This is a genomic window from Nodosilinea sp. LEGE 07298 (genome assembly GCF_015207265.1).
GTDB lineage: Bacteria > Cyanobacteriota > Cyanobacteriia > Phormidesmidales > Phormidesmidaceae > Nodosilinea.
The window spans coordinates 19,405-36,727 of record NZ_JADEXE010000011.1 but is presented as its reverse complement, the minus strand read 5'-3'; the positions used below and the strand labels follow the sequence as shown (position 1 = coordinate 36,727).

The 17,323-nt window shown below is 53.2% G+C and carries 17 protein-coding genes; 10 read left to right on the top strand and 7 right to left on the bottom strand.

Going from position 1 to position 17,323, the window contains the following annotated elements; translation table 11 throughout:
* Positions 1–91 precede the first annotated feature (91 nt).
* Positions 92–553, bottom strand: coding sequence for a BON domain-containing protein (locus IQ273_RS02870; RefSeq protein ID WP_194021671.1), 462 nt, complete (start codon positions 551–553; stop codon positions 92–94).
* 557 nt (positions 554–1,110) lie between these two features.
* Between IQ273_RS02870 and IQ273_RS02865 the strand changes: the two genes are divergently transcribed.
* The 4 genes from IQ273_RS02865 to IQ273_RS02850 all read left to right on the top strand — a co-directional run bounded on the left by IQ273_RS02865 (position 1,111) and on the right by IQ273_RS02850 (position 4,445).
* The gene (locus IQ273_RS02865; protein WP_194021670.1) at positions 1,111–1,341 is read left to right on the top strand and encodes a hypothetical protein; all 231 of its coding nucleotides are present in this window, start codon (positions 1,111–1,113) and stop codon (positions 1,339–1,341) included.
* 281 nt (positions 1,342–1,622) lie between these two features.
* A complete protein-coding gene (gene crtO, locus IQ273_RS02860; protein ID WP_194021688.1) occupies positions 1,623–3,323 on the top strand; it encodes a beta-carotene ketolase CrtO in 1,701 nt (566 codons plus the stop codon).
* A gap of 93 nt (positions 3,324–3,416) precedes the next feature.
* Positions 3,417–3,971, top strand: coding sequence for a DUF2231 domain-containing protein (locus IQ273_RS02855; RefSeq protein ID WP_194021669.1), 555 nt, complete (start codon positions 3,417–3,419; stop codon positions 3,969–3,971).
* A gap of 57 nt (positions 3,972–4,028) precedes the next feature.
* The gene (locus tag IQ273_RS02850; protein WP_194021668.1) at positions 4,029–4,445 is read left to right on the top strand and encodes a BON domain-containing protein; all 417 of its coding nucleotides are present in this window, start codon (positions 4,029–4,031) and stop codon (positions 4,443–4,445) included.
* Between the two features lie 213 nt (positions 4,446–4,658).
* Here the strand turns inward: IQ273_RS02850 and IQ273_RS02845 are convergent, their stop codons facing one another.
* Positions 4,659–6,056, bottom strand: a complete 1,398-nt coding sequence (locus tag IQ273_RS02845) for a rhodanese-like domain-containing protein (protein WP_194021667.1) — start codon at positions 6,054–6,056, stop codon at positions 4,659–4,661.
* A gap of 341 nt (positions 6,057–6,397) precedes the next feature.
* Here IQ273_RS02845 and IQ273_RS02840 point away from each other — a divergent pair, with 341 nt between their 5' ends.
* From IQ273_RS02840 to IQ273_RS02820, 5 genes are all read left to right on the top strand, one after another.
* Positions 6,398–7,426, top strand: a complete 1,029-nt coding sequence (locus tag IQ273_RS02840; protein ID WP_194021666.1) for a hemerythrin domain-containing protein — start codon at positions 6,398–6,400, stop codon at positions 7,424–7,426.
* Positions 7,427–7,639: 213 nt separating this feature from the next.
* Positions 7,640–8,047 (top strand): hypothetical protein, encoded by a 408-nt coding sequence (locus IQ273_RS02835; RefSeq protein ID WP_194021665.1) that lies wholly within the window; start codon positions 7,640–7,642, stop codon positions 8,045–8,047.
* Positions 8,048–8,204: 157 nt separating this feature from the next.
* The gene (locus IQ273_RS02830) at positions 8,205–8,936 is read left to right on the top strand and encodes a DUF3891 family protein (RefSeq protein WP_194021664.1); all 732 of its coding nucleotides are present in this window, start codon (positions 8,205–8,207) and stop codon (positions 8,934–8,936) included.
* 286 nt (positions 8,937–9,222) lie between these two features.
* Positions 9,223–10,350 (top strand): iron-containing redox enzyme family protein, encoded by a 1,128-nt coding sequence (locus IQ273_RS02825; protein ID WP_194021663.1) that lies wholly within the window; start codon positions 9,223–9,225, stop codon positions 10,348–10,350.
* Positions 10,351–10,391: 41 nt separating this feature from the next.
* Positions 10,392–11,135: an SAM-dependent methyltransferase gene (locus IQ273_RS02820; RefSeq protein ID WP_194021662.1), complete on the top strand. Its 744-nt coding sequence runs from the start codon at positions 10,392–10,394 to the stop codon at positions 11,133–11,135.
* 319 nt (positions 11,136–11,454) lie between these two features.
* On the opposite strand, the gene IQ273_RS02815 is transcribed toward IQ273_RS02820, so the two are convergent.
* Together IQ273_RS02815 and lipA are read right to left on the bottom strand one after the other, a co-directional pair.
* Entirely contained in the window at positions 11,455–11,988 is a 534-nt protein-coding gene (locus tag IQ273_RS02815) for a CAP domain-containing protein (RefSeq protein WP_194021661.1), read from the bottom strand.
* Positions 11,989–12,140: 152 nt separating this feature from the next.
* Complete coding sequence (gene lipA, locus IQ273_RS02810; RefSeq protein WP_194021660.1) at positions 12,141–13,010, bottom strand: lipoyl synthase; 870 nt, start codon at positions 13,008–13,010, stop codon at positions 12,141–12,143.
* Between the two features lie 140 nt (positions 13,011–13,150).
* Between lipA and IQ273_RS02805 the strand changes: the two genes are divergently transcribed.
* Positions 13,151–13,726, top strand: a complete 576-nt coding sequence (locus IQ273_RS02805) for a L,D-transpeptidase (protein ID WP_194021659.1) — start codon at positions 13,151–13,153, stop codon at positions 13,724–13,726.
* Positions 13,727–13,937: 211 nt separating this feature from the next.
* Here the strand turns inward: IQ273_RS02805 and IQ273_RS02800 are convergent, their stop codons facing one another.
* The 3 genes from IQ273_RS02800 to IQ273_RS02790 all read right to left on the bottom strand — a co-directional run bounded on the left by IQ273_RS02800 (position 13,938) and on the right by IQ273_RS02790 (position 17,119).
* Positions 13,938–14,987 carry a Gfo/Idh/MocA family protein gene (locus IQ273_RS02800; RefSeq protein WP_194021687.1) on the bottom strand — a complete coding sequence of 350 codons (1,050 nt, stop codon included), beginning with the start codon at positions 14,985–14,987 and terminating at the stop codon, positions 13,938–13,940.
* 423 nt (positions 14,988–15,410) lie between these two features.
* Complete coding sequence (locus IQ273_RS02795) at positions 15,411–16,853, bottom strand: hemolysin family protein (protein WP_194021658.1); 1,443 nt, start codon at positions 16,851–16,853, stop codon at positions 15,411–15,413.
* A gap of 17 nt (positions 16,854–16,870) precedes the next feature.
* Positions 16,871–17,119: a hypothetical protein gene (locus tag IQ273_RS02790; RefSeq protein ID WP_194021657.1), complete on the bottom strand. Its 249-nt coding sequence runs from the start codon at positions 17,117–17,119 to the stop codon at positions 16,871–16,873.
* Positions 17,120–17,323: the final 204 nt, after the last annotated feature.

Sequence of the window (17,323 nt, the reverse complement as noted above, 5' to 3'; positions counted from 1 at the left end):
CCGCCGATACAGCTAATCAATCAGTAGCTTTTGAACTTGCTTAATAAGCCCTAGAGCAGGCCTTTGTAGACCTCTTCAGTAGCGCTTCAGCCTAGCCCCTGAGGCCCAAATCGTAGGCTACTTCATGCACGCCAGGGATCTTCTTAATGTCGTCAACAATAGCCTGGGCCGCGCTGCGATCGGCTACTTTGCCCGACAGTCGCACAGAACCATTGGAGACACTAACTTTCAGCTCTTTGGGGGTCTTGCTTTCAACCCGATTGGTAATCTCCTGATCGCCCAGGGGTGTACCTTTCGCATCGGCATACTCAATGCCTTGGTATTGATTGCCTTGGGGGGTCGTCTGGAGCGTTTCGTTAAGTTCTTTTTGGCCGCTCGTCAAAGCATCGCCATTAACCGCACCAGCCATAGCCGGTTGAGTAAATCCAACTAGCACAACCGCCAGACAAGCTGCGGTTACTAAACTAGCTTGTCCAGCCTTGGGAAGGCGTACCAGCCGCAGGGCTACCCCCAGACCAACCATCACCATTCCAACTTCTAAAGCAATCAACATGGGCTTTACTCCAATAACAAACGACTAGTGAGGTTTTGATTCGCGATCTTTTGCCGATCGCCTTAAAAAGCTACAGCCTTAAGACCAGCTAAATGGGCGATCGCACCGCGCCTCACCACATGTCGATCAGTAGTTTAAGTAACTTGGCTTTAACAAACATCTCCCAACAGCTATAGGACGGCTAAGCCAAAAGGCAGAGCTTGCCTAGGGTAATGCTCTCAGTTTCTGGTTGTTAAGTTATTTTTCGTTGTAGAAATGTTATGCCTGGCTCACAGCACCACTAATAACTAATTTTATTCAGCAATTAGAACCGTTCACTTATGTTGTTGCTTGTCCGCGTATTCCGGTAACATTTGCCCCTGCGCTGCCGTCATCTCGACCAAAACCCTCTTTAGGACGATGGAAAAGACTGGGATAGGGGTCAGTCTAATGATTACTGGGAGTGAGTATGGGCATGCCAAGGCACTTCAAGCCCTTTATCCTAACGGATTCTAATTGTTCAGCCTCACTGTCAATTGAGAGCACATATAAACATTAAACCGTGGAGGAAATTTTCTATGGCTACCGGAACTAAAGTTCAACAAGTCGTCAGCAACCTTGAGTATGACTGGCTCACCGTTATGCAAAACAAAGCGGAGGCGCTTCAAGCCTACGACAAGTACGTGCAGGATGCCCACGATGCTAACTCGCAGGAATGCGTTGATCTATTTACCCAGCTCAAGCAGACCGAGATGGATCAAATTCAAGAGATTCGCAAGCATTTGATGAAAACTATGTCCCAAAGCTAAGAGCAGTTATCTACTGCCGCAAATCGTTCTGCGAATACGTTGAGCTTTGGGCCTCTGATATTACAGAGGCCCAAAGTCGTGTCGCCGCAACTTCACACTATACGACCCTACCTCATGGGAGGAGGTATCACCTTCAAACCTCACTCAGGTAGGATTGATCTTGTCCTTATAGACGAAGAAAACCCTTAAGAGAATTTTTCTCTCAACAATCTATTTCTAACGGTAGGTCGCCTCAATCAGCATATTATTTACCATCAAAACACACTTTGAGTAATTCTCCCATGCAGACATTCGACGTTGTTATTATTGGGGCAGGCCATAATGGCTTAGTTTGTGCAGGATATTTACTAAAAGCAGGTTACAGCGTTTTACTACTAGAAAAACGCGAGATTCCGGGCGGGGCAGCCACTACAGAAGAGGCCTTGCCCGAAGATGCGCCTGGCTTTTATTTCAACCTCTGCGCCATTGACCACGAGTTTATCCATCTAGGACCTGTAGTCGATGAGCTAGAGCTAGAGCGTTACGGCCTAGAGTATCTCTACTGCGACCCCATCACCTACTGTCCGCAAGCGGATGGCAAAGCATTTCTGGCCTACCGCTCAGTTGACAAAACCTGTGCTGAAATTGCCCGCTACAGCCAGCGAGATGCAGAAAAGTACAAAGAATACATGGCCTTTTGGGATACCCTCACCCAAGCCATAACCCCCGTATTCAACGCACCGCCAAAATCGGTTGTCGATATTTTAGGCAACTACGGCCTGCACAACCTGCAAGATTTGTTTTCGCTGATTGGGGGCGTGGATCAGGCGCTAGACCTGATTCGCACCATGCTGAACAGCCCTCAAGACACCCTCAATGAATGGTTTGAGACCGAGGTAGTCAAAGCCCCTCTGGCGCGATTGGCGTCAGAACTGGGGGGGCCGCCCTCCCAAAAGACTCTGGCGGTAGGATCGATGATGATGGGGCTGCGCCATAACCCCGGAGTGGCCCGGCCCCGAGGCGGCACGGGTGCCCTCGTCGAAGCCCTGGTGCGCATGGTTGAAGACAACGGCGGCGTCATTCTATGCGACCAGTCCGTTGAGCAAATTTTAGTGAATGCCAACGGGCGTGTAGAAGGGGTGCGAGTAGCCGGTGGTCAAGAATATCGGGCCACCAAAGGGGTGATTTCAAATATTGATGCCCAGCGAGTCTTTCAAGACTTGGTGCCAACCGCCGACGCTCAAACCCTGGCCCCAGGCCTGGCAGAACGGCTAGACCGTCGGATTGTCAACAACAACGAGGGCATTCTCAAAATTGACTGTGCGCTCTCAGAAATGCCCCGCTTTGAGGCCTACAACCACCAGGACGACTACCTGATTGGCTCGGTGCTGATTGCTGATTCAGTAGATCAGGTAGAAACAGCCCACACCATGCCCAGTCAGGGCCTGATTCCCGACCACGACCCATCGCTTTATGTGGTCGTGCCTACGGTGATGGACCCATCAATGGCACCAGCGGGCCAGCATACCCTTTGGATTGAGTTTTTTGCTCCCTACCAGGTCAAGGGGGCCGAAGGCACAGGGCTAATGGGCACCGGCTGGACCGACGAACTGAAGAACAAAGTGGCCGATCGCGTGCTCGACAAACTGGCCGACTACACGCCCAACCTGAAAGAGTCCGTTATTGCACGGCGGGTCGAAAGCCCGGCCGAGCTGACCCAGCGAATCGGCGTGCGCAAGGGCAATCACTACCACATCGATATGACCCTCGATCAGATGGTGTTCTTTCGCCCCTTGCCCGAACTAGCCAACTATCAAACTCCGATTGACGGGTTGTTTTTGACTGGGGCGGGTACCCATCCGGGCGGCTCAATTTCGGGTATGCCGGGGCGCAACTGCGCTCGCGTGTTCTTGAGTGTGCAGGAACCCCTGAAGTACAACCTGAAAGAAGCCGGTAATTGGCTCAAAGACCGCTTTAAGTCAGTGGCTAGCTTAAGTCGCTAAAGCCTTTCACCATCAGCCAGCACAAACTCTGGCTGATGGTGAATATTGAACGAGCGTTGTAGTTGATCATTCACATAGTTAGAGGACATCGCCATGGCCACCCAGGATTACCAGAATCAGTCTAATCAGGTGCCGTATCCCAATTTGCCGCCGCTGATCGACAGCCGCGCGACGGAGTATCGAGGCACTGGCATTACCAGTTCGATCGCTATTTTTGGGCATCCCATTCACCCCATCATCGTTATTTTCCCGATTGCCTTTTTGAGTAGTGCGGCGGGTGCTGACCTGGGCTACTGGCTCACTCAAGATTTCTTTTGGGCCAGGGCCAGTGTCTGGCTCTTGGGGCTAGGGGTGCTGTCGGGCGTGGCTGCCGCCGTTACCGGTATGGCCGACTTTATCAATATTCCTCGGGTGCGTCACCGTACCGCTGGATGGGCTCATATGGCCCTCAATGCTGGGGCGCTGGTGCTCAGCATTATCAACGTCATTTTGCGGTGGGGCAATCCAGCGGGGGCCATTTTGCCCGTAGGGCTGGTGCTGTCGCTGGTGGTGTCGGGGATGCTGTTGGTCAGCGGTTGGTTTGGCGGCGAGCTGACGTTTCGTCACAAGGTCGGCATCGTCGGCCCCGGTGAAACTATGGAGCCGTAAGGGCCTGCCCTGCAACGCCCGGTTCAGCTATTCCCTGTAAATTATTCAGGTGTAATTATGACTTGGCAAGATCATATTGATTTTGACCGCTGCACTATTTCCCACGGTTCGACATCTAGCTCCATGACGCCGGGCCTAACCAACACCTACGACGACGAACTGCGCGAGAAGGCGGGCCAGCACGTGCCGCCGCCGCCGCCGGAGTATATGGGGTTGGAAGGGGAGTACGACACCTTTGGGCTGGTGCGCCGCCTGGCTGAGGCCCTCGATCGCGAGTCTGATTTAACCGCCATCGATACCCTCACCCTAATTCAGCACGGCAGCACCATTCAGCTCACTGGCCAGGTGGGCGATCGCATTATCCTGGAGCGTATCGTCGACGTAGCCAGCCAGGTTGACGGAACTCGTTCTGTCGATATCAACCACGTGGCGGTCAGTAACTCCAGTGGTGATGAAGCCGAAATTAGTCGTTGAACATCAGCTTTTAATAATTGCAGGGTGGGCATTGTTCACCAGCCCGGTAGCATTCCCCCCTGCAATCTGAAATCTGATTAACGGCCCCTAGCTGCTACCGATTGCCTAGTCCTCGACGGCTGAAATATGCCCACCATTCCGAATCGCTTGGCTCCCTAGCCCCCCTGTTCCCTAGCCCCCGGAGAATAGTATCTAAACTTGCGCCGCAGAGTACTAGCTTGTGGGCTTTTCTATGGGTAAATCGGCGGACCGCCATGCGCTCCAGGAGCCAGGAATATTGACGACCGAGGCAAAGCCATACTTTTGTAGCAGGCTAGCGGCGATCGAAGCCCGGTAGCCGCTACCGCAGTAGGTGGCGACAGTTCTAGTGTGGTCGAGACGGGACAGGTTTTCCTCCAGGTGCGGCAGGTAAATATGCTGGGCGTGGGGCACTGCGCCGTTTAAAAACTCCTGGTCGCTGCGCACGTCTAAGACCAGCAGGTCATCGCGGTCAAGCTGCTCGTATAGCTCGGTGACGGGCATTTGGGTAATGCGCTGGAGCGGTAGCCCCTGGGTGTGCCACCCGGTCATGCCGCCGTGCAAATAACCGCTCACCCGGTCATAGCCAATTCGAAACAGGTGTTCACTTGCGGCCTTAAGATCCTCTGGGCCTTCGGTAATCAGTAAAAGCGATGTTTCAGGATCGATCAGCCAGCCCACCCAGGACGGAAACGATGGCCCTAGCCCAATATTGATGGCCCCTGGTATATGGCCGCCGCCAAAGGCCAGCATCGAGCGGGTGTCGATCACCAGAGTGTTGGCCTGCTCCATCTGGCGCTGAAAGGCTTCAATAGTTAAAGCCTGGGGGGCCTGAAGGCAGCCTTGAACAGGCGGTCCGGCGGCGTTGACTTTTTTAAGGTGGGCATAGTGGCGGGGCGGTTCGGGCATATCGCTGAGCAACCAGTCGACAAACTCGTCGGCGCTGCGCGGCTGCAGGGCCGGGTTAAACAAGTGCTCATTGCCCAGGGTACTCTGGGTGCGATCGCCGATCGACTTGCCGCAGGCTGACCCAGCTCCGTGGCAGGGATAAATTTCCATGCGATCGCCCCAGGGCAGCAGCAGTTCAAACAGCGAGTGGTAGAGCCGGTGCGCCAGCGGTCGAGCGGTGCCTTCTCCCAACAGGTCGGGTCGGCCCACATCCAGGTTAAACAGCGTATCACCGGTGAATATTGCAAAAGGCTGCTCCTCCTGCTTTGTATCGGACAGCAGTAGGCTAATGTGCTCAGGAGTGTGCCCTGGGGTATGTAGAACCTCCAGGGTAATGTTGCCCAGGGTGATGGTGTTGCCCGCCTTTAAGGGCTGGTAGTCAAACTGGTAGTCGTCGCTGCGCCCTGCCGCAATTGGTAGGCCGAGCTGCGCCTGCAACTCCCTCGCCCCCGAGACAAAATCAGCGTGAATGTGGGTTTCAATAGCGTGGGTAATGCGCAGCCCCAGCTGCCGCGATCGCTGTAGATACACGTCGACATCACGGCGGGGGTCAATAATAGCGGCAACCCCCGCCGCCGCGTCGCCAACAATATAAGAGAGCTGGGCCAGGCCGGGCGTTTTTATTTGTTCTAGAACAAGGCTCATATAGGTATTCCCGATGGCAACTTGCCTTGACGCTAAAGGGTTAATCGAGATGGCGTCATCGCTCACCCGAATGATTCTTTTCGCCATCTTTTGAAGGATTTAGATCAGGTGATTTTGAAGTAGCCTTGTATGAAGATGAACAGAGTCCAGGCAGAGAAAAAGAAAGCCCTTTTGTACGTTTGTTAAGTTAGCTTTAGGATGACATTAAGACGAGTTGAGGCTAGTTCTTAAGAAATAGGCAGTCGCCCAACTGAGATTAGTTATTCAGCTCTAATGATAGATATGCCTTTGTCCTAAAGTTATTAGGCTGTGATCGGAATATCACTGGAGTCTTTACATCTATGCCTGCCACCTTAAACGATCAAAAACGAGCCGCGATCGCCGAGAAATTGGCCGATATCAAAGCTATTCAAAGCGTGATTATTGACAATGAGGAGCAGTTTTTAAACCAGTGCGACAACGACCATCTGCGCAAGCGGCTGGAAGATATGCTTGAAGACGACCAAAAGAATTTAGACATTGTAGAAACCGCCATTACTCAGTACGGGGTACAGGCCGAGCCCAAATCTACGGTGCAAGAGCTGGTCAGCCAGACCAAAAACACCTTCTCGCGCTCCGAGCTGAGCCTGTACGAAAAAATGGCCCAGCACGAACTGCTCAAGCATGGCCAGGTTGTCTCGGGCCTAGTGGTACACAAAGCGGCTCAGGTAGTGGGCAAAGACGTAGAAGCTGCCCTCGCCCCCCTCAATACCGTCAACTTTGAAAACCGCGCCCACCAGGAGCAGCTCAAAGGCATGCTCGAATACCTCGGTACCCTGGAGCTGACTGGCGAAGAACCTCAGCAGGGGCTATGGGCTCGTGTGCAGGATGCGATCGCCGCTGCCACTGGAGTTGTGGGCAGTGCCACCACCCAGGCCTCGGATAGCGACTCCGCTGATGTCCTCGACCTGATCTTTATGGATCACCAAAAGGCTAAAACCCTTATCAGCGAAATTCGCAATACAGACAATGCCGAGCAGCGTAAGGCTCTATTTGGCCAGCTTTACAAAGATCTGCTGGTGCATTCCAAAGCGGAAGAAGCCGTTGTTTACCCTGCCGTTCAGCCCTTCTACGGCAGCGATGACACCCAAGAGCTTTACTCTGAGCAAGCCGAGATGGAAAACCTGCTTAACGAGATCAAGTCTATGCCTTCTACAGGCGACTCATTTATCGCCAAGATTAAGCAGCTCAAGGCCATGGTAGGCGACCACACTCGCCAGGAAGAAAGCACCATGTTTGCGTCTATGCGCAAAAACCTTTCCCAAGATGACCGCGAGCGTATGGGCGCGCGTTTCAAGGAGAGCAAGCAGACGCTGCAAAGCCAAATGTAGTAGCGCTCGGTGTATAAGAGGCTCGCAATTTGGTTATTGTCAGCCTGGGTGAAACCCCTTGCTTCTCGATGCTGGTCCGTAAGAGCCTGATTTGGCCGCCCCACCCTTGGGGACGAGAGCTAGTGCCACATCTGCATCAACGTGAAGCTTGAGCAATTAGGTTTCATCCCAAAAGTTTCAAATGTTTCAACTTAGTTCTTTAAGGAGCAATTTATGCAAAGCCTAAAACGAGTTCTTAATCCTACCGCCTTACGGCAGTGGGCCATCGTTTTTCTAGCTGGGTTAATGGTGCTTGTAACGACCGCCTGTGGCGCAGCCCAGTCTTCTACACCCGCTAGAAACAGTGTTGGTAGCGGCGGCCCGGCCCAAAACGAGGCCATGTACCCTCACAAAGATACCATCCGTGACACCAGTGCCGCCGATGCCAAGGCCGATCGCATGATTCGTCAGGCCGAGCAGCGCATGCAAAGTACTGACGATAACGCGGTAGAAGAGGCCGCTAAGAACATTGGTAAGTCGACCCAGCGGGCTGCCGACAATGCCGCTGCAAATACCAAGGGAGCTATCAATCGCGCTGCCAATACGGTCGATCAAAACACTCCTGACCTCCCCAACAGCTAGCCTCTATCGCTAGATTGCCTGTTTGGTAAATCAAAGTCACGTTCCAGGCCAAAACAACCGCACGTTGTTTTGGCCTGGAACTTAAGCTGAAGAATAGGCCAAACAAAATAGAGCGATCGCATCCTCAAATTTATTCTCTTGCTACATCTAAAACGCTATGATCGTCAATCTTCAAAGCGATGGTTGGGAAATCATTTACCATCGCGCTCATGCTCTTTTAGCTGCCCAAATTGCCGGCCACTGGGACTTTGACAAGCAGACCTATCGCCTTTACGAAACTATTGCCGCGATCGCCCACCACGACCACCTCGAAAAAGAGTGGGAAGACGATCAGCTCACCGAAGCTGGTGCACCCCTAGACTTTACCCTAGAGAAAGAATCACCGCTTGAAAAGCTGCGCAAGCACGCCGATGAGGCGCTTTACCAGGGGCGCTGGGTAGCAATGCTGATTTCAATGCATCTGTGCTTTTTAAACCAGGGTAAAGGGGAAGACGATCCTGATATGGCCCAGTTCTTAAAAGAACAACAAAAGCGACAGGCCGAGTGGCAAGCCGAACTAGAGATTAGTCAAGAAGAGGCTGAAAAAGCTTATACCTACATGCGGTGGTGCGATCGCCTCTCGCTAATTTTGTCTCAGCGCCAGATTCCTGTTGGCGGGCGCAAATTAGAAATAACCTCTGGACCTGATGGTCGGCCCTACAGCATTTATCAACTCGATTCTGGCGACTTAAGCGTTACGCCCTGGCCATTTTCCTGCGATAAATTTGTGATCAAGGTAGATGCCTGCTATTTGTCACAGCTGCAGTTCTCATCCAATGACGAACTAACTCAGGCATTGAAGAAGGCTCCCCGTAAGTCACTGACCTGGACACTTAAGAAGTCAAACTAAGCGCGGTGTGGGTGCCTAAAAAATAGGGCTTTTCAGTTTCTAGAGCGCGTGAATTTTTACTACGATTTTGTTCTTAACACAGGTTAGCTTAAACGGCTTAGCTAGCGAATAGCTCAACTTAATATTCTGTCTCTGGGCGGATAGGGTTTATTCGTTTGGTAGCTACAGTTACATTATGCTCGCGAGCAAGTGTTGGGTCGTCTTATTCATCGATTGTTTTGCTAGTCGATTGGTTAAAGATAAGTCGATCGATGAACTCATGGAAAGAGGTTTTTAAGGTATCTTTATGTTTGCCGCTGTCAACAATCGAGACTTGAGGAAAGACCTTTCAAGTCGCAGCTTTTCAACTCCTGAAGACATTGACTTTAGCACTCTAGAGCAAGAATTTATTGATCTGCTGAATCTTGAAAATCTTGACCAGCAGGTTACTCAGTCTCCCCAATATGTTGAGGCATTAGAAGCCGCGATCGCCGCTGCACTGCCTTTAGCCTATGGAGATACCTCAGAACCAGGCGATCAATCGGCCCATCGGTTCTTGCAGCGCATTTTGTACCGCATCAACCGTCTCAACCTCTTTTGGTATGACGACCTCCAGCACTACAGAAACGAGCGATCGCTCTACCTGCAGTGGCTACGCGATCGCATTGAGTCTGCCTGGCAAGCCTGGGAGTTAGGCCAGATAGACGTCGAACGCTTGAAACAGCAGGACGTACAGCAAACCTTAAGAGAATGGTACGACGCCGATCTAAACCCACCGGTGACCGAAAACAGACGGTTCCTGCGCGAAGACCTCGATCGCGAGGGCTATCGCCGACTGCTAGCCATTACATCACTAGATGGTCTAGTAGAAGCTAGCCGCATGTCGCGCATTTTGGGGGGGGCCAGCAACGCAATTCAAGCCATGTTGATTCGAGTGCTCATGGAGGAGTACGGCAACGGTCGCCTTTCTCGTAAGCACTCTACTTTTTTTGCCAAAATGATGGCCGAAATGAACCTAGACACTACCCCAGAAGGGTATTTTGATCTGGCTCCTTGGCAGCTGCTGGCCAGCATTAACCATAACTTCTTGCTGACTGAATGTAAGCAGCACTTCCTGCGGTACAACGGCGGGTTAACCTACTTTGAAATTGTTGGCCCATCTATCTATACCGACTACCTGATGGCGGCCCAGCGATTGAATTTGAGCGAAGAGTCGTCAGGATATTGGGAGTTGCACATTCGCGAAGATGAGCGCCACGGCCTTTGGATGCTGCAGGATGTAGCGATCGCCCTAGCAGAGCAATACACCGATCACGCCTGGGAAATTTTGCTGGGATATGCCCAGGAGAAATTTATTGGCGAACGGGCAGGCCAAGCGATCATTCAGCAAATTAAGCAAGCGACCACTCCCCTACCCAAGATCTACTCAGTCTAAGCTGTGAGCCTGTTTTCTAACTTACTTACTGAACCCTTGCCATGAACAAAAGCTTGTTGACCTCTGACCCTGCGGTTGAGGTGAAATCTCCAAATCAAGTTTTCTTTTGCCCCGAAGAATCGCAGTTCTATGCCCAGTGTTTGGAGAAAATGGTGCTATCTCAGGGCGCTTCAGAAAGCCCCATCGTTGAATTTGGGTCTGGGGATGGTAGCCCGGTGATTCAGGCGCTGCTGAGAAGCTCCTTTAAGGGAACAATTCAGGGATACGAATTAAACTTAGCCGCCTACCAATTGGCGAAGCTCAGAATTGAGCAGTACGGGCTAACCCCTTATTACCAAGTTCACAATGACTGCTTTTTCAAAGGATCTACAGCAGCAGCGCGATGCCTGGTCGCCAATCCTCCCTACCTACCCGCTCCTGATAATCAGCTCTATATGCCGTCCTTGCACGGCGGCGACGATGGCGCAACCATTACCAAGCAGCTCATTGCTCAGGGCTGCGAGCAAGTCATGCTCATGATCTCCGCCTACTCAAACCCTGTGGACACGGTTAACCATGCGCTCAACCTTGGGTATGAGGTAGTTGATTTTATGGTCACCCCGCTTAAGTTTGGCTACTACAGCTGTGAACCCAAAGTAAGAGACTCTATTGCAATACTCAAGCGCAGGCGTCAGGCCTTTTTCTCAGAAAGAATCTACTTTCTGGCTGGGGTTCTTTTTCGCCAAAAGAGTGCTGCTACGGCCTGTCTGTCAGAAGAATTTTTGAAAGTGATGACAGCACTTTAGTCACCATCCCTGGCATTCAGGCGAACAGATTCTAACCTTCGCTATAAAACAATGGTGTACATCTCTTTCCCCACACCTAGATGCCCTCGGATTAATGCAGGTTAGGGTTCAGGTTTGAGATGTCATAGTTTAGGGATCTGCGGATTAATGGTGTACCAGGTAGCCAGGTTTCGACTTCGCTCAGCCTTCAGGAATCGAGGGCTGAGCGAAGTCGAAGTCCGATCAACAGCTACCTTATTTTCTTGCGAGTCCATTAAGGCCAGTCGTGTACCTGAAACTTTGAACTCCACTAACCCGTCATCTTTGGCTTGGCAGACTACTAAAGCGGTCTGCCAAATACCTGTACCCAGTAGATCCGACCGCTGCCCGTGGCGTACCCAACGCCCAACTCCGTAAACGCGGGGTTAAGAATATTCCGGCGGTGGCCGGGGCTATTCATCCACGCGCTCATGACCTCGGCGGCGGTGGGCTGCCCCATAGCGACGTTTTCACCAATATTTGACCAGTTGTACTGGGTGGCATCAATCCGCGATCGCATCGTCGATCCGTCAGAGCCATCATGACTCATGCGTTGGCTGGTCGCCATATCCTGGGCGTGGCGCTGGGCCGCAGCAGTGAGTTTGTCGTTTATGGTCAGGGGCGGCGCATTCACCCGCTGGCGTTCGGTATTGACCAGCCGCAGCAAATCTTGATCGATCGCGATGTCGGCCTGGGCTACGGTTACGCCAGAATTTGTCGCCGAGCGCTGGGCTGCTGCCGGGGTTAGGAATACCGGCAGCAGCCCAGCTAAAACCGCTGCTAGCAGAATGGCGCGGGCAGGTTGGGGGCGTAGCATTTGTTTCCATTGCTGCATGGCTATTTCCTCAGGGTAAAATGTGGCGCTGCCGTAAACGACTCAGCCCTCCCCTTTGACGGCTGCACCAAACAGTCGGTTCCACCTTTGCGGTTTTACCGACAACTGCCCCTAGAGTCTTCCCAAAATGGTGCTAACTTCTAGCGCGGATGCTAGCGCGGATGCTGGGCCATGAGCTGGCGCACAGCTTCAGCATGGTACGAACTGCGGGTCAGCGGCGATGACACTACCTGCAAAAACTCCTTTGCCTCGCCCGCCACGCGCCAGGCATCAAACTGGGCCGGGGTGACAAACTCTGCTACAGGCAAATGCTTTGGCCCCGGCGACAGGTACTGGCCCAGGGTTAAAATGTCGCAGTCAATGGCCCTTAGGTCATCCATCACCTGCCGCACTTCGGCATCGGTTTCGCCCAGCCCCATCATCAGGCCCGACTTGGTATATACCCAGGGGGCGAGCTCTCGACTGCGCCGCAGCAGTTCTAAAGAACGGGCATAGTCGCCCTGGGGCCGCACTCGCCGGTAGAGGCGAGGCACAGTCTCGGTGTTGTGGTTCAGTACGTGGGGGCGCGAGGCCAAAATGGTCTCCAGCGCTTGCCAGTTGCCGCACAGATCAGGAATCAGCACTTCAATGGTGGTCTCGGGGGTTGTTTGCCTGACCGCCTCAATGCAGGCGACAAACTGGCTGGCTCCGCCGTCAGCTAAGTCATCGCGATTAACCGATGTAATCACCACGTGATTGAGCCGCATGCGCCGCACCGACTCGGCCAAGCGCAAGGGCTCGGTCGGGTCGAGCGCCTGGGGCTTTTTCTCAAAGTCAATATCGCAGTAGGGGCAGGCGCGAGTACAGGCTGGCCCCATAATCAAAAACGTAGCTGTGCCCGCCTTAAAGCACTCGCCAATATTCGGGCACGAGGCCTCTTCACAAACGGTGTTGAGGCCCAGGTCTTGCAGAATCGACTTAACTTCACCGACCCGTTCCCACTGAGGAGCTTTTACCCGTAACCAATCTGGTTTTACCGCCACAGTTTTCAACCCCGGCACTATGTCTGCGACTCAATCATATCAATCCCCGCAGCACTTGCCCTGGTGTGCTGCGCTGCAAACGGGCTACAACCTGGGGATAGCAGTATGCTGGAGTTGGGTGGGATCAATCAAAACGACCTATGGACACGCCAGCTCCCCTAAATCGCTGCCTGATGGTGCTGTGCTACGGCGCTGCCGGGCTGTTAGCTGCCGCTACCTGGCAAGACCAGGTCAACTCGCGCTGGCGGTTTGAGGCTCCCTTCGAGCGCATTCGCCTAGCCCGTTTGACCCCGATCATTACTCAAGCGCCCGAAACCTTAATTACCGCCAACACCCGCGTGGTCATTAGCCTGAGTCGGCGACGGCTTACCCTCTTTCAAAACGACAACGTGCGCGACGAGTTTCCCGTGGCCATTGGTCAAGATGATTGGGAAACCCCCGTGGGCGATTTTGCAGTCCGCGACATGCGCACCGACCCCGTGTGGCAGCACCCTATTACTAAAGAAGACGTTGGCCCTGGCCCTAGCAATCCTCTGGGTTCGCGCTGGATTGGCTTTGCACTGCAGGGCCAGTATCATATTGGCATTCACGGTACTAACCAAGAAACGCTAGTTGGCGAGGCCGTTTCCCATGGCTGCGTACGAATGTTTGAAGCAGACATCCACGAGCTCTACAGCTATATCAAAATAGGCACCCCGATTAAGGTGGTGCCTTAGTACTCTGTGGCGGCGCTATAGCTGCTGTGTTGAGGGTTTCAGGTACTGGGTTTCAGGAACGGTGAGCCGACTGATATCGCGGAGGATTTGAGCAAGGCCGATATTACCCATCCCGCTTTGGAAAGCCTTCCAGCCCTGATAGAGACCTTCATGGGGAAAAAATAAGGCCCAGCAGAAAGAGCTAACCGTTACTGATATTCCCGTCGAGAGGTTAGACCTGGAGGGCCACCGGGAGTTCGCTGCCTACATCGGTTAGATTAAGGTGGTGCCAGGGTTTGCCGTCTAGGGCCATCTGCTCGATAAGGCTGGCCAGGCGCAGGGCTTTGAGGGCCTGCTCGCCGCCTACGGAGGGCTTTTCGCCACCGCGCACACAGTTAATAAAGTGCTCTAGCTCAGCGTGGAGAGGTTCAATATTGCTGGTATAAACTTTTTCAATCAGGCCGTCCTGGCGGTAAAGCACCTGGCCATAGTCAGTAGAGCAGTCGGCGGTGGTCTGCCGATGAATCAAAATCTCGTTGTTGAGAAAATCGGCATCGGTGAGGGAGTTTTTGCAGTGGGCCGTAATGCTGCGAATTTTGCGGTGGGTGACCTTGCTGGAGGTCAGCGTGGCCACAATGCCATTGCTAAAGCCCAGAGTGGCGGTAACGTAGTCTAAATAGCCAGAGTTAGAGGCCCGGCTGCCGCTGGCGGTGAGGGTGGCGACTGTTGACCCGGCTAGCTCAAGCAGCAGGTCAATGTCGTGAATCATTAGGTCAAGCACCACCGACACGTCGTTAGCCCGCTGGGAGTAGGGGCTCATGCGGCGGGCTTCGAGGGCCAGCAGTTCTTCGGTTTTCAGAACTTTGTGCAGTTCTTGAAAGGCGGGGTTAAACCGCTCGATATGGCCCACCTGCAAAATGCAGTTGGTCGCCGCCGCCGCATTCACCAGCGACTCTGCCTCGGCAATGCTGGCGGCGATCGGCTTTTCAATTAAAATGTGCACTCCAGCCTGTAAACAAGCCATGCCCACGGTGTGATGAAGCCGGGTGGGTACCGCTACGCACACCGCATCGACATGCTTAAGCAGCTCTTGATAGTCTTCAAAAAAACGAATTCTGTACTTGCCAGCGGTGTCTAAACCCCGCTCTACGTTGACATCAGACACGCCGACTAGCTCTACGTCTTTAAACCGGCTGAGTACACGCGTGTGGTGCTGGCCCATGTTGCCCACGCCAATAACGCCGACACGAATAGGATCTGGTAGATTTCGAGATTGGTGCATGTCTAAGGCAGATGACAACATGGGGTTTTGCACGCCTGTCCTTCCTAGGGAGACAAAGATACGCTGACAGCTAAACAGCTAATAGATTGCGAACGTCAGAGCCAATGGAGAACTGGGACGGCCAGGTAAAATTACTCAGATAGTATCACAATGCTTCACACTGTAAAGAATAGCGACATTCCTGGGCAGAGAAGCATGAATTTACGACCAGATTCGCAATCTAGCCCGGATCTGTACTCGTTATTTCGAATTTTGGCCTGCTCTGTAATGCTAACGATGCTGGCCTAGGCCGTCGAGCGACCTGTGGCAGTTAAGTAGCTGTCTAAACGGCTGGATTCCCACGCGATCGCAGGCGTTTTACACCTAGTTTTTTAACCGCTTAGATGGCGTCGCCGATAGTTTGTCCCTGGGGAATGCTGCACTTTAGATCATAAACGTCTCATCGGAATCGGTGGAGGCACTACGACTAGAGATATTTGGTTCAGGCCCCGGCAGCGGTGAATCAAGCGATCGCACCAAAATATCTTTGAGCCGGGGGCCATCGGTCGATAAAACCACCCACTCATGCTCGGCAAACACCAGGCGATCGCCCGTGTGGGGGATTTTTTGCATTTGATAGATCAAAAATCCGCCTAGAGTCTGGTAGTCGTCAGCATAGGGCAGGGCTAAGTTGAGCAGTTCATTGACCTCTTCGAGGTCGGTGTGAGCCTTAATGCGATACGACTGATCGGCGAGCAGCTGCACCAACTGTTCGTGGTCATCGGGCTCGTGAATATCGCCAATAATTTCGGTAGTTAAGTCGTGGAGGGTGAGCAGTCCGGCGGTACCGCCAAATTCATCGACAACGATGACGAGTTCTTGGCCTGTTCGCTGCATAGTGGCCAGCAACTCGTGCAGCGGCGTGTGCTCGGGCACAAAGCGAGCGGGTTTGACCCAGGCCCGCAGAGGCGTATCAGCATTGATCTGCTGGCGAGCCAGAGGCTGCAAAAACTGCTTCAGCTCGACCATGCCATGAATGTCGTCGAGGGAGTCACCCATGACCGGGTAGCGGGAGTGCTCGGTGGTGGCCACGACCTCAATTAGCTCCCCAAAGGTAGCCGCTAGGGGAATAGCATGGATTTGAGTGCGGGGTACCATGATTTCTTCGGCGGTCACGTCGCGAAACTCAAACACATTGTTGAGCAGCTCGCGCTCTTCGGCTTCCAGGCCTGGGGTTTCGGCAGTGGTGCGAATGATGAGCTGGAGTTCTTCGGGGGTAAGGCGGCTGTAGCTGACCTGGTCGCTGTACCGAATATTGACCAGCCGCAGCAGCAGCCGGGTCGACTGATTCAAAATCCAAATAAACGGATTGAATAGCCGGGCAATGGTCAGGCTGGGGGGACCTAAGAACCGAGCAACTTGCTCGGGGTAAAGCATCGCGACCGATTTAGGACACAGTTCTCCCAGCACAATTTGCAGGTAGGCAACCAAAAAAAACGCGATTGGAATCGCCAGGGCGTGGGCCAGAGCTTCGCTTTGGGCCTCGTTTAGGGGAGTTTGGGTAATCCAAAAGGCTAGGATGACAGCCATGGTGCCTTCGCCCACCCACCCCAGCGCTAGGCTAGACAGGGTAATGCCCAACTGGGTGGTGGAAAGCAGGCGATCGAGGCTGCGCTGGAGTTGCTGCACCGTCTTGGCCTGCACATCGCCTTCAGAAACCAGCTGGCTAATGCGCGATCGCCGTACCGACACCATTGAAAATTCTGCCGCCACAAAGAAGGCGTTAATGCCAATTAGCATCAGCACAGCCAGTAGCCGCGATGCGATCGCGGCGGGAGGCAGCTGTTCAGGAATAATGACGGTTAATACATAGGGTAAAACGCCCATTGTCCAGTGCCTAAAAGCTACTGGCCGCCGCTAGTGCGAGCTTTTACCTGCTGCAAAACCTCAGCTTCGTTGACTAGAACGACATCGCCATGTCCTGCCGACCCAGCCTCGCGGGCGACGGGAGAACCACTCGTAGGCCGAGTTTCTGGCTGGCGTACACCGGTCAGCGCTTGCCGCCCCAGGGTAAACCCCCACGACGCGCTGACGACCCCCGAACCAATCATCAGCGAGAGCAAAATTAACGTAAACGCTACGGCAGGGTTCATGGCAGGGGCAAAAATAGAAAACCTGAGATGGAAATACTTTAGACGCTGAGTACTTGACCAAGTTAATCGCGACAGGAGGCAGTTGCCCAAAATTCAAGGTATATGGCTCAAGACAGACCGTGGGCCGGACACCTTGAACCCTACTGACCCAGTATCTTTGGCTTGGCAGCCCATTAGGTCTAAACATTACCCCAATTATAAAGT

Excerpts from the sequence above, each read along its gene's own strand:
- IQ273_RS02870 (WP_194021671.1), bottom strand. The coding sequence starts at position 553 with ATGTTGATTGCTTTAGAAGTTGGAATGGTGATGGTTGGTCTGGGGGTA.
- IQ273_RS02865 (WP_194021670.1), top strand. The coding sequence starts at position 1,111 with ATGGCTACCGGAACTAAAGTTCAACAAGTCGTCAGCAACCTTGAGTAT.
- crtO (WP_194021688.1), top strand. The coding sequence starts at position 1,623 with ATGCAGACATTCGACGTTGTTATTATTGGGGCAGGCCATAATGGCTTA.
- IQ273_RS02855 (WP_194021669.1), top strand. The coding sequence starts at position 3,417 with ATGGCCACCCAGGATTACCAGAATCAGTCTAATCAGGTGCCGTATCCC.
- IQ273_RS02850 (WP_194021668.1), top strand. The coding sequence starts at position 4,029 with ATGACTTGGCAAGATCATATTGATTTTGACCGCTGCACTATTTCCCAC.
- IQ273_RS02845 (WP_194021667.1), bottom strand. The coding sequence starts at position 6,056 with ATGAGCCTTGTTCTAGAACAAATAAAAACGCCCGGCCTGGCCCAGCTC.
- IQ273_RS02840 (WP_194021666.1), top strand. The coding sequence starts at position 6,398 with ATGCCTGCCACCTTAAACGATCAAAAACGAGCCGCGATCGCCGAGAAA.
- IQ273_RS02835 (WP_194021665.1), top strand. The coding sequence starts at position 7,640 with ATGCAAAGCCTAAAACGAGTTCTTAATCCTACCGCCTTACGGCAGTGG.
- IQ273_RS02830 (WP_194021664.1), top strand. The coding sequence starts at position 8,205 with ATGATCGTCAATCTTCAAAGCGATGGTTGGGAAATCATTTACCATCGC.
- IQ273_RS02825 (WP_194021663.1), top strand. The coding sequence starts at position 9,223 with ATGTTTGCCGCTGTCAACAATCGAGACTTGAGGAAAGACCTTTCAAGT.
- IQ273_RS02820 (WP_194021662.1), top strand. The coding sequence starts at position 10,392 with ATGAACAAAAGCTTGTTGACCTCTGACCCTGCGGTTGAGGTGAAATCT.
- IQ273_RS02815 (WP_194021661.1), bottom strand. The coding sequence starts at position 11,988 with ATGCAGCAATGGAAACAAATGCTACGCCCCCAACCTGCCCGCGCCATT.
- IQ273_RS02805 (WP_194021659.1), top strand. The coding sequence starts at position 13,151 with ATGGACACGCCAGCTCCCCTAAATCGCTGCCTGATGGTGCTGTGCTAC.
- IQ273_RS02800 (WP_194021687.1), bottom strand. The coding sequence starts at position 14,987 with ATGCACCAATCTCGAAATCTACCAGATCCTATTCGTGTCGGCGTTATT.
- IQ273_RS02795 (WP_194021658.1), bottom strand. The coding sequence starts at position 16,853 with ATGGGCGTTTTACCCTATGTATTAACCGTCATTATTCCTGAACAGCTG.
- IQ273_RS02790 (WP_194021657.1), bottom strand. The coding sequence starts at position 17,119 with ATGAACCCTGCCGTAGCGTTTACGTTAATTTTGCTCTCGCTGATGATT.